We start from the raw sequence: 10923 nt of genomic DNA, 5'->3' as shown, positions 1-10923 counted from the left end.
AAACTACAAATTTTGAGACAGAAAAAAGACTGCCCCTTTTGAGACAGCCTCTTTTAAGCTGTTTTAATTAATGTGTAGATTTCTTTACTATAATCACTATGAAATTTATTGACAAGATTATAAAATAGAAAGAAATGACTCTCTAAATTATTTGTACAATTTATGTGATGTTTTGCTTCTGGTGATCTCTTAAAATTAAAAAGGAGATTCTATCCTTTATTAGGAATTTTATTTATATTTGAGAATGAATATTCATGAAATATCAGATCCGGATTTCAAGAAGGAAATTGCAGAGAGCAGAGATTTAAAATTGTTCCCTGCAGGTACTGTTATTTTAGATATCGATTCCTATGTCAATTATATTCCCCTTGTTATGTCAGGGAGTGTTAAAGTAGTACGTACAGAGGAAGACGGAAGAGAAATTCTTCTCTATTATCTCACTCCCGGAGAAAGCTGCATTTCATCTATACTTTCAGGATTGACTCGGGATACTTCTAAAGTTAAGGCTGTGGTGGAGGAAGATGCGGAAATCCTGATGCTGTCTTTGGTTAAGGCCAAGGAATGGCTTACAAAATACCCTGAATGGTCTACATTTGTTTTTGAACTTTACCACAAAAGGTTTGAAGATCTTGTAACGATGGTCAACTCAATTGCTTTTCAAAAAGTAGATGCAAGGATTCTCTATTTACTGAATCAAAAATCCCAGTTATACAAGTCTAAGGAGCTTAATGTTACCCATCAGCAGCTGGCAGACGAACTTGGAATTACGCGTGAAGCCGTGAGTCGTGTTCTTAAACAGATTGAAACTGAAGGTAAGATAAAACTGTCCAGAAATAAAATTACACTAATGTAACTTACATCACTGACCGGCTTTTGTTTCCATTCTAAATTTGCATCATCAATTTAAAAATCAATAAAATGTTAGATGCAATAAAAAAACTTTTCGGGATGAAGAAAACCGACTATGCGGTGCTTTTAAAAGAAGGTGCTATAATCCTTGATGTAAGAACCAAAAACGAATATGACGGAGGACATATCAAAAATTCTGTCAATATTCCTGTAGATCAGCTTCAGAAGAACCTTTCGAAACTGAAGGATAAAAACAAACCTATTATTACCTGTTGTGCATCTGGAATGAGAAGCGCTTCTGCTAAAAGTATTCTTCAGAATAATGGCTATAAAAATGTACACAACGGCGGGGGCTGGTCAAGTTTAAACAATAAAATCTAAACTGATGGAAGCACATTTTTATAACGTAAACATTTCCTGGAAACAGGACAGAAAAGGCGAAATGTCCTCACCGGAGCTTTCCCAATCTATAGAAATCGCAACACCTCCGCAGTTTCCGAAAGGGATAGAAAATATCTGGTCGCCCGAACATCTTTTCACCGCAGCAGTAAGCAGTTGTTTAATGACTACATTTTTAGCAATTGCAGAAAATTCCAGATTGGAGTTTGTAAATTTTGAATGTAGTTCTAAAGGGAAATTAGAACAGGTGGAAGGGAAATTTCTGATGACAGAAGTTATTCTGGAACCTGTCATTACCATAGAAAACGAATCGGACAGAGAAAAAGCAGAGCGTGTTCTTCACAAGTCTGAATTGAATTGTTTGATATCCAATTCGGTGAAATCAAAAATCACAATGATTCCACAAATAAAATTGATGTAGTGTTTATTTCCATAGTTTATATTGTGACCGCCATTGCAGGCGGTTTTTTTATGAATTTTTCAAAAAATCTCTTATGTAACTTTCATCACTGTACAGTATATTCTGTCAATCTAATTTTGTCTTAAAATTAGAAAGAATGAAAAAAGTGTTCACCTTCATCATTTCAACAAGCTTTTTTGCTTTGGTATTTTCACAGCAAACTGTGATGATTTCCAGAGCCGAAATTGAAGCCAAATCACTTGATGAAAATCTTCAGGTAAAGATGGCGAAAAATGAAGCCAATCTTGCTCAAACCGAACTTCTCGGAACACGTGCAATGCATTTTCCGAATGTTACGGCATCTTACACCTTTACCAATACCAATAATCCATTGATGGCGTTTGGCTCGAAGCTGAATCAGGAACGCATTACGATGACGGATTTCAATCCGGATAATCTGAACAGTCCGAAAAGTATTTCCAATTTCGGGACAAAAATTGAAGTTCAGCAGCCAATTATCAATATGGATATGGTGTATCAGAAGAAAGCAGGACAAATAAAAGCCGATGTTCTGAACATAAAAACCTTGCGTACCAAAGAATATGTACAGTTTGAATTGAAGAAGGCTTATATGATGCTTCAGTTGGCGTACAAAATGAAAGAAACGTTGGAAAATGCAAATGAAACAACGCTTGCCAACAAAAAAGTAATCGACAATTATTACAAAAACGGAATGATTCAGAAATCAGAAGTTTTGTATATGGATGTTCGTTTGAGTGAAATCGACAGTCAGATTCAACTGGCAGATTCCAATATCAAAAATGCTTCGGATTATCTCTATTTTCTATTGAATGAAGATTCAAAGGACAAAGTGTTGAAACCGACCGAACCTTTGGAATATAAAGGAAATTTGTTTGAAAACGACTTTTCATTAAACACTTCAAGAAAGGATTTGGAAGCTTATAATAAATCATTGGAAGCCTATGATTTGATGATAAAGGCATCCAAAGCAAAGTTTCTCCCGAGACTTAACGCTTTTGGAAGTTGGGAAATGTACGATAACAAAATTGCACAATTTGATGCCAATGGATATCTGGTCGGACTTCAACTGTCCTGGAATGTTTTCGATGGTTTAAAATCAAAATCCGAACAGGAAAAATACAAATCAGAACGCCAAAAAGCCCAAACCGAAATTGAGCAATATACCAAACAAAGTCAGCTTGAGCTCAACAAGGCAGCGAGGGCAGTCCAGGATGCCGATTCCAAAGTTACGTTTACGAAACAAGCCTGGGAACAGAGCCAGGAAGCGTACCGAATCCGTAAAAACCGTTACAGTCAAGGATTGGAAAAATCAGCGGATTTACTTTCTGCCGAAACGTTGATGTCCCAAAAAGAACTGGAATATCAGCAAGCCATTTTCGAGCATAACACGGCAATCGCTTATCTGGAATTTTTGAAGAAATAATCAACGATAAACAAGCGTCATAGGTTTTTAAACGGATGGTGTTTCAAAAAAGAAAACAATTACAATGAAAAGATACATTTATTCAACACTTATTTTAGGAGCAGTGGCATTGCAAAGCTGTTCTCCGGATAAAGAAAAAAACGTTCAGTCTAATGACCAACCGATTTCGGTTACCGTCAACAAATCTTCGGTTGCTGCAAACGGTTCATCTGCCACCGCAAGCGGAAAACTGGTTGCGAAAAATTCGGTTAATATTTCTACCCGGATGATGGGCTACATCACCGCAATGAAAGCAGAAGTAGGGCAGAACGTGACAGCAGGACAGCTTCTGGTAAGTATCAATGCCACAGATATTCAGGCAAAAGGAGGACAAGCTAATGCACAGATTTCTCAAGCTCAAGCCAATTATAATATCGCCAAAAAAGATTACGAAAGATTCCAGAATCTTTATAAATCTCAAAGTGCTTCCCAAAAAGAGCTTGACGATATGAGAGCCCGCTACGAAATGGCACAGGCAGGATTGCAGGCCGCACAACAGATGAAAAATGAAGTCAATGCGCAGTATCGTTATACCAATATTACAGCCCCTATTTCCGGAACTGTTACAGCAAAATTTGCGGAGCAGGGAGATATGGCAAATCCGGGAATGCCTTTGTTGACGATAGAATCGCAGTCATCTTTGCAGGCTCAGGTTCTGGTTTCGGAACAAAATATCACCATGATTTCAAGCGGAATGCCGGTAGAAGTCAATTTAAAGTCATTGAATAAGACTGTTTCGGGAACAGTATCGGAAATCAGCAGGTCTGCAACGAACACCGGCGGACAATATATGGTGAAAATTAATATTCATCATGCAGCAGATTTGCTTCCGGGAATGTTTGTCAACGTACGGTTTCCCCTTAAACCATCTGGAAAAATCAATCATCTTAAGGAAAGCATGACAATTCCTAAAACGGCTTTGGTAGAAAATGGTCAGCTTACTGGTGTTTATGTGGTCAGTTCGCAAAATACAGCAGTCTTAAGATGGCTGAAGACAGGAAAAATAACCGGAGATCAGGTTGAAATTCTTTCAGGCTTACACTCTGATGAAAAGTACATTGTTTCTTCTAAAGGAAAATTGTATAACGGTGCAAAAGTACAGGTAAAATAATTCAAAGTTCAACATTCAAAGTTCAAAATTGATAGTACTGAACTTTAAACATTGAACCTTAAACCAAAAGATTATGGAAAAAGGATTCGCAGGACGTATTGCCGAGTTTTTTATCAATTCAAAATTAACCATTTTACTAATGGTAGCATTGATGATTATTGGCGTATACAGTTCAACATTAATACCAAGAGAAGAAGAACCACAGATTATTATTCCGATGGCTGATGTAATGGTAGGGTATCCCGGAGCAAACCCTAGAGAAGTGGAAAGCCGTGTGGTAAAGCCATTGGAAAAGATTATTTCCAATATAAAGGGAGTGGAACATATTCACTCGATGGCGATGAACGGGCAGGCCATGATTATCGTTCAGTTTTATGTAGGAGAAGATACGGAACGTTCCTATGTAAAGCTTTATGATGAGCTGATGAAGAATAAAAACATCTTTCCGAAAGGCGTGATGGAACCGATGGTAAAAACCCGTTCTATTGATGATGTCCCGATGCTCGGGCTGACTTTGTGGAGTGATAATGTTGATTACAATGATTTTCAGCTTCGCCAGATTGGAGAGGAATTATCTTCTGAAATCAAAAAAATAAAAGATGTTTCTCTTACCAAAACTATAGGCGGAAGAAATCGCCAGTTACAAGTTGTTTTAGATAAAGATAAAATGGCAGAACTGAATGTTGATGCGCTTTCTGTAATGCAGATGATACAGGCAAACAATGGAGGTTCACAATCAGGAAAGTTTGATTCAGGGGATTCGGAATATCTTTTAACAACTGGTCAGTTTCTCAATTCTGCAGAAGATGTGGAAAATCTGGTTATCGGAACTTCTCAGAATATGCCGGTGTATCTGAAACAGGTGGGCACTATAAAAGATGGTGCTTCTGACCCTGCCAATTATGTCAGCTTCGGGTATGGGAATGCTGTTAAAAACGGTAAAAAATTTAAATCGGAATATCCTGCCGTTACCGTTTCGGTTTCCAAAGTTAAAGGAGCTGATGCAATGAAAATCTCCGAACAGATTCTTACTAAAGTAGATGAGTTAAAGAAAAATCTCATTCCGGATGATGTACACGTAGAAGTCATCAGAAATTACGGAGAAACGGCTTCTCACAAAGTTTCAGAATTGTTGATGCATTTGGGAATTGCCATTTTAGCGGTAACCGTTCTGGTAATGCTGGCAATGGGCTGGAGAGGAGGTTTAGTGGTTTTCTTTTCTGTTCCGTTGACGTTTGCTTTAACGTTGTTCAGTTATTATATCTTAGGATATACATTGAATAGAATTACGCTTTTTGCACTGGTTTTTGTTGTCGGAATTGTGGTGGATGACAGTATCATTATTGCTGAAAATATGCACAGGCATTTTCATATGAAGAATCTACCGTTCAAACAGGCGGCAATCTATGCCATTAATGAAGTTGGAAATCCTACCATTTTAGCAACTTTCACGGTCATTGCAGCGATTCTTCCGATGGCTTTTGTTTCAGGAATGATGGGACCATATATGTCGCCAATGCCAATTGGAGCTTCAATTGCGATGATGCTTTCTCTTTTTGTCGCTTTGACAGTAACACCATATCTCGGTTATCATTTATTAAAGGTAAAAGATGAGCAACATCATAAAGAAGAACAAGGTCTGGAAACAGGCAGAATTTATAAGATCTATAAAAAAATTGAACAACCGCTTTTGGATTCCAAATCAAAACGATGGACGATGATGGTGGTTACAGTGGTTTTATTATTGATTTCGGTTGCAGCATTTTTTACCAAATGGGTGGCGGTAAAAATGCTTCCATTTGATAATAAAAATGAAATTCAGGTAGTAATTGATATGCCGGAAGGAACAACGCTGGAAAGAACCTCTGCGGTTACTCAGGATATTGCTCAATATCTGAAGACAGTTCCTGAAGTGGTTAACTATCAGAATTATGTAGGTTCTTCTGCGCCCATTACGTTCAATGGATTGGTTCGTCATTATGATATGCGTGGAGGCAGCAATACCGCAGATATTCAGGTCAATCTTCTGCATAAAGAAGACCGTGATACACAAAGTCATGATGTTGCTAAAAATATTCGTCCAGAAATACAGAAGATCGCAGCCAAATACGGTGCTAATGTAAAAGTAGTGGAAGTTCCGCCCGGACCTCCGGTTCTTTCAACAATTGTTGCGGAAATTTATGGTCCTGATTATGAAGGTCAAATAAAAGTTGCCAAACAAGTAGAAGATATTCTGAAAAAAACTGATGATGTGGTAGATATTGACTGGATGGTTGAAGCACCTCAAAAAGAATTCAAGCTTGTTCCGGATAAAGAAAAGGCAATGCTGAACGGTGTTGCACCACAACAGATTGTCGGGAATATGACGTATCTGATGGGAGAATATCCGATTGGAAACCTTTACGATGAAAAATCCAATGACCCTGTTGATATTGTAATGAAATTGAAAAATGCCGACAAATCTACTGTTCAGGATATTACAGGGTTAAAAATCAAAGGACAAATGGGAATGGTTCCTGCAAGTGACCTTGTAAAAGTAGAGGAAAAAGAACTGGATAAAACCATTTACAGAAAAGACCAGAAAAGAGTTGTTTATGTTCTTGCTGACATGGCAGGAAAACTGGAAAGTCCGGCATATGCCATTCTTGGAATGGATGAAACGCTTCAAAAAATCCAGTTGCCGAATGGCTATTCAATGAATGAACTATATATGAATCAGCCGGAAGATGAAAGCAATTATACCGTAAAATGGGACGGAGAATGGCAAATCACTTTAGAGGTATTTCGTGATCTGGGAACAGCTTTCGCCGTTGTAATTATCATTATTTATATGCTGATTGTCGGCTGGTTTCAGAATTTTAAAACACCAATTGTAATGATGGTTGCGATTCCTCTTTCTTTAATTGGAATAGTCTTAGGGCACTGGCTATTAGGAGCATTTTTTACGGCAACCTCCTTTATAGGAATGATTGCTTTGGCGGGTGTAATGGTAAGGAATTCAGTTCTTTTGATAGACTTTATCGAAATTCGTCTGAAAGAAGGGATTCCCATGAAGCAGGCGATTACCGAAGCAGGAGCAGTTAGGACAACGCCTATCCTTTTAACAACAGGAGCTGTAGTCATTGGGGCTGTCATTATCCTTTTTGATCCTATTTTCCAGGGACTGGCAATTTCCCTTGTGTTCGGAGCTATTGTTTCTACATTGCTTACACTGGTTGTGGTGCCATTGGTTTACTATGTCACCGAAAAGAAAAAATGGGAGAAAAAATCCGAATCTGATGACAAGTTTTTTGAAGCATAAAATCAATAAACCTCATAGGTTTTTAAAACCTATGAGGTTTCCAACAATTAAACATTTATCTTATGAAACTATTATTAATCACCGCAATAGAGGAATTTGAAGCAGATGTAATTAATATTCTTAAACATTCAGGAGTAAGGGCTTTTTCTTATCAATCTGTAAAAGGATATAAAAATACAGGAACAGAAATTTCCAGTTGGTTTTCGGAAGGTCACATATCGGTAGATTCCCTGCTTTTCACCATTTTTTCAGACTGCAATTGTGTTGGCGATATATATAGAAGTGTAAACGAATTCAACAAAAAGCAGGAAACCGTTTCCCAAATTCATGTTGCAACTCCAGTTTAGTTTTTTTATTTTCCATAAAACATAAATCGGTTAAATATGGGCATAAGTTTTAATTTATGTCAAAATAAAATAATCTAATCTAACTATATTATATTACGATAGTTTTGCATTTTACCTTTTAATAAATTCTTCAGGGAACATTTCTCTATAAGCAAAACTGGATGAAAAAAAATCGTATAATTTATTTTCTATTAATAAATAATTTTGCTTATCCTTTTCACTACTATTACATATAGGATCTTTTGGTTGTTTATTGTCATTAGAGTCAAATGTTATTGAAGATTTATAAATCAATTTATTTTCTACAAATAAACAATTACATAGGCTTTTTGGCTTTAATGATAAGTACAAATCATTGATTTCTTTTATATTATCTGAAGTAAGATTTATTTCAACAGTTTTCGTTTTATAGCTGCCATCCGGATATAGCTGCTTATATTCATAGATTTTACTTTTAGTATTATAGGTAAAAGATCTATTTATTGTTGTATCTCTGATAGAAACCCTTTGATAACTAAAATTTAAAGCCATATTTTGTTGAGCCACGCAACTTTGAATAATAACAAGAAATATTATATATATAATTCTAAAATTTTTCATATTTACATTTTTTATTTTACATAAAACATAAAACGTTTAAATACCGGAAGAAGTTTATTGTATGTATTATTAATTAGATTTCTATAGAATACACTTAGATTAGAATATCCTTCAATCATATCATCCGGATTTATATAAAAACCACTACTTAATCTGCTTGTCATAGAAATAAGATTTTTTTCTGCATAAATGTGCTCTAATTTATATATTGCAAAGTGTTCACTAGTATTTAATGCAGAAGGAACTTTTATACTATAGTTCAACTGCACATCTAATAATCCAAGTTTTTGAGAATATGCATGTCCAGTCTCATGTACCATTGTTGCAGCTAAAAGTTCTTTGTTTTGTGCGGCTATTGGGGCATATACAATATCAGATTTGCCTGTCCAGAAATTTCTCGGAGTGGTGTATGCATAAACTTTACTTCCATCTCCTGGATATATATCCATCGACACCACCAAATCCAACAGTATCTTTACCAACTCCAAACTCATTAATTTCTGATTTTGTAAAATTATCACTTCTCATAGTATTTGTATCATTCTGCATTGTTTCATGACTTATACTTGCATCATACGTTGGGGAGTTGCCATTAATATCCGAAGAGGCAGTTTTGTATCTAGCTTTATTATATCCTTTAGCATAATAATTAACTGTATAACTTACTGCTGCTACAGCACCACCAATTACAGCTCCTGTTGCCAATCCTTTTAAGAAATTATCTCCATTGATTAATGCGGTAACACCACCAGCGCCGCCTCCGGCTATTGCACCATTTCCAACCGTAGCCCAGAAACCTCCGGCACTAAATATTTCTCCTGCTCCTGCCGAGACAGCTCCGGTGACAGCTCCTATCAAAAGAGATTTTGCAAAGCCTCCCCAAGACCAGCTATTGTTTATTAATGCCTGAAGAGCATATAAACCGGCACTTATGGCTACACCAATAATAGCGCCCGATATAAGAGTAGCAGCAAGCCAGCCTATTCCGACTCCTACTAAAAAATTAAGAACCTCTCCACTCGGATCATTAAACATTAATGGGTTATTCAGTACATAGCCATATTTATTATAATTCTGGGTATTATAAGGATCCTGTATGTTTTCATCTGCGTTTAAGAATCTTCTCAATAAAGGATCATATAATCTTCCATTCATATGGATGATACCAACCTCTGCAAAATGCTCATGGCTTGTATAGCCTCTTTCCAATAATAACGCAGTATTATCAATTATATTTTTATCAATAATTATCACTCCGTTTCCGATTTGAAGATGGGTGAAATTACCCCATGCATCAAAATGTCTTTGCTCCAGTTTGTTTCCAGCTTCATCACTGATCGCTAAGATGCTTCCGATATAATCCTTGTGCAAAAATTTATAAGAACCGCTAGTCTCCGTAAAGTTCTTTAAATATACAATATTTGCTTCATAAGGATTTCCACCAATATAGATAATATGCTTTTCCTTTCCGGTTGTATTATCTTTTACTACTTCATAGCTCCCATCCTCACTATAAAACTTAGTGAACTTACCATCTCCATCGATGCTGAAATTCCCTCCATAGGTTACTCTCTGTCTCATTGAAGTTAAGCCATACTGAAAAGCTACATCTCCTTTTTCTCCATCGATAAATATAGGGTCATTGTTTTCATTATAGGCAATGCTTTGGATCAGATCATTGTTATAATTCTGAGTTCCTGCGGCATTCAAGGTCATTCCTGTTGGCTGGTAGGTCTTGCTAGAATTTTCAAACTTGATTGTACCTACCTGATCGTTTTGGGTGATTCTGCCTTTTACATCATATACATTCCGGTTAGCTGTTGGCTTAATTCCGGTAAGCGGATTCGTCCAGTTTACCAAACGATTATTATCGTCATAATCAAATGATTCTACAATATTGAAATCTCCTCCTGTGGTTCTGCTTTTCAGCTCATTTTTTATAGCATCAAAAGAGTAAGAAAGCTGAAGAATACCAGGCTTTACTGCTGATGAATGATTGACATTCGTTAAGAAACCATTGGTATCATAAGTATTGTTAATATCTGCTGCCCCTAATTTTGCTTTTAAAGCCTGTCCTTTAGCGTTGGTTTCTTTCAGCTCCCACAGAATTTTACCTGAGTTTTTATCTTTTACCTGATATAGCTCTCCATTCCATGCATTGTAAACGTTTTCGATATTTACTTTAGTAAGAGTGCCGGAAGAATATAACTGTTTCTCATAAGAAATTATTCTCCCTTTATTACTCCTTGATATTTTATAAAAACGAAACAACTTTTTATAAAAAGTTAACCTCAAAAAACACAAAAACAATCTCATTTCATGAAACTTAAACTACATATACAAATCCTTAATCCAAAATATAGTAAATACTATATTTCTCAAGAATATTAATTGCTAATTTTACCTCAATAA

10 protein-coding genes are annotated in these 10923 nt (G+C 36.2%); 7 read left to right on the top strand and 3 right to left on the bottom strand.

The window, feature by feature from the left end:
* Positions 1–244 precede the first annotated feature (244 nt).
* From PMI13_RS09790 to PMI13_RS09760, 7 genes are all read left to right on the top strand, one after another.
* Positions 245–853 carry a Crp/Fnr family transcriptional regulator gene (locus PMI13_RS09790; protein WP_007843210.1) on the top strand — a complete coding sequence of 203 codons (609 nt, stop codon included), beginning with the start codon at positions 245–247 and terminating at the stop codon, positions 851–853.
* 65 nt (positions 854–918) lie between these two features.
* On the top strand, positions 919–1230 hold the full coding sequence (locus tag PMI13_RS09785) for a rhodanese-like domain-containing protein (protein ID WP_007843208.1): 312 nt from the start codon (positions 919–921) through the stop codon (positions 1228–1230).
* Positions 1231–1234: 4 nt separating this feature from the next.
* Complete coding sequence (locus PMI13_RS09780) at positions 1235–1669, top strand: OsmC family protein (protein WP_007843203.1); 435 nt, start codon at positions 1235–1237, stop codon at positions 1667–1669.
* A 136-nt stretch (positions 1670–1805) separates the two neighbouring features.
* Positions 1806–3113 carry a TolC family protein gene (locus PMI13_RS09775; RefSeq protein WP_007843201.1) on the top strand — a complete coding sequence of 436 codons (1308 nt, stop codon included), beginning with the start codon at positions 1806–1808 and terminating at the stop codon, positions 3111–3113.
* Positions 3114–3177: 64 nt separating this feature from the next.
* Positions 3178–4263 (top strand): efflux RND transporter periplasmic adaptor subunit, encoded by a 1086-nt coding sequence (locus PMI13_RS09770; protein WP_007843199.1) that lies wholly within the window; start codon positions 3178–3180, stop codon positions 4261–4263.
* Positions 4264–4336: 73 nt separating this feature from the next.
* Positions 4337–7564: an efflux RND transporter permease subunit gene (locus PMI13_RS09765; protein WP_007843198.1), complete on the top strand. Its 3228-nt coding sequence runs from the start codon at positions 4337–4339 to the stop codon at positions 7562–7564.
* A gap of 62 nt (positions 7565–7626) precedes the next feature.
* Complete coding sequence (locus PMI13_RS09760; protein ID WP_007843197.1) at positions 7627–7911, top strand: hypothetical protein; 285 nt, start codon at positions 7627–7629, stop codon at positions 7909–7911.
* Positions 7912–8022: 111 nt separating this feature from the next.
* Here the strand turns inward: PMI13_RS09760 and PMI13_RS09755 are convergent, their stop codons facing one another.
* From PMI13_RS09755 to PMI13_RS09745, 3 genes are read right to left on the bottom strand one after another with little or no spacing between them, the layout of a single operon-like run.
* On the bottom strand, positions 8023–8511 hold the full coding sequence (locus PMI13_RS09755; RefSeq protein ID WP_007843196.1) for a hypothetical protein: 489 nt from the start codon (positions 8509–8511) through the stop codon (positions 8023–8025).
* A gap of 11 nt (positions 8512–8522) precedes the next feature.
* On the bottom strand, positions 8523–8960 hold the full coding sequence (locus PMI13_RS09750) for a hypothetical protein (protein WP_034670600.1): 438 nt from the start codon (positions 8958–8960) through the stop codon (positions 8523–8525).
* Positions 8932–10782, bottom strand: coding sequence for an RHS repeat domain-containing protein (locus PMI13_RS09745; RefSeq protein ID WP_051957080.1), 1851 nt, complete (start codon positions 10780–10782; stop codon positions 8932–8934). The genes PMI13_RS09750 and PMI13_RS09745 overlap by 29 nt, the downstream gene beginning before the upstream one ends.
* Positions 10783–10923: the final 141 nt, after the last annotated feature.

The organism is Chryseobacterium populi, assembly GCF_000282115.1.
GTDB classification, from domain to species: domain Bacteria; phylum Bacteroidota; class Bacteroidia; order Flavobacteriales; family Weeksellaceae; genus Chryseobacterium; species Chryseobacterium populi.
Note: the sequence above shows the minus strand (reverse complement) of the source record. Positions and strands in the feature narration are given on the sequence as shown.

Excerpts from the sequence above, each read along its gene's own strand:
- PMI13_RS09790 (WP_007843210.1), top strand. The coding sequence starts at position 245 with ATGAATATTCATGAAATATCAGATCCGGATTTCAAGAAGGAAATTGCA.
- PMI13_RS09785 (WP_007843208.1), top strand. The coding sequence starts at position 919 with ATGTTAGATGCAATAAAAAAACTTTTCGGGATGAAGAAAACCGACTAT.
- PMI13_RS09780 (WP_007843203.1), top strand. The coding sequence starts at position 1,235 with ATGGAAGCACATTTTTATAACGTAAACATTTCCTGGAAACAGGACAGA.
- PMI13_RS09775 (WP_007843201.1), top strand. The coding sequence starts at position 1,806 with ATGAAAAAAGTGTTCACCTTCATCATTTCAACAAGCTTTTTTGCTTTG.
- PMI13_RS09770 (WP_007843199.1), top strand. The coding sequence starts at position 3,178 with ATGAAAAGATACATTTATTCAACACTTATTTTAGGAGCAGTGGCATTG.
- PMI13_RS09765 (WP_007843198.1), top strand. The coding sequence starts at position 4,337 with ATGGAAAAAGGATTCGCAGGACGTATTGCCGAGTTTTTTATCAATTCA.
- PMI13_RS09760 (WP_007843197.1), top strand. The coding sequence starts at position 7,627 with ATGAAACTATTATTAATCACCGCAATAGAGGAATTTGAAGCAGATGTA.
- PMI13_RS09755 (WP_007843196.1), bottom strand. The coding sequence starts at position 8,511 with ATGAAAAATTTTAGAATTATATATATAATATTTCTTGTTATTATTCAA.
- PMI13_RS09750 (WP_034670600.1), bottom strand. The coding sequence starts at position 8,960 with ATGGATATATATCCAGGAGATGGAAGTAAAGTTTATGCATACACCACT.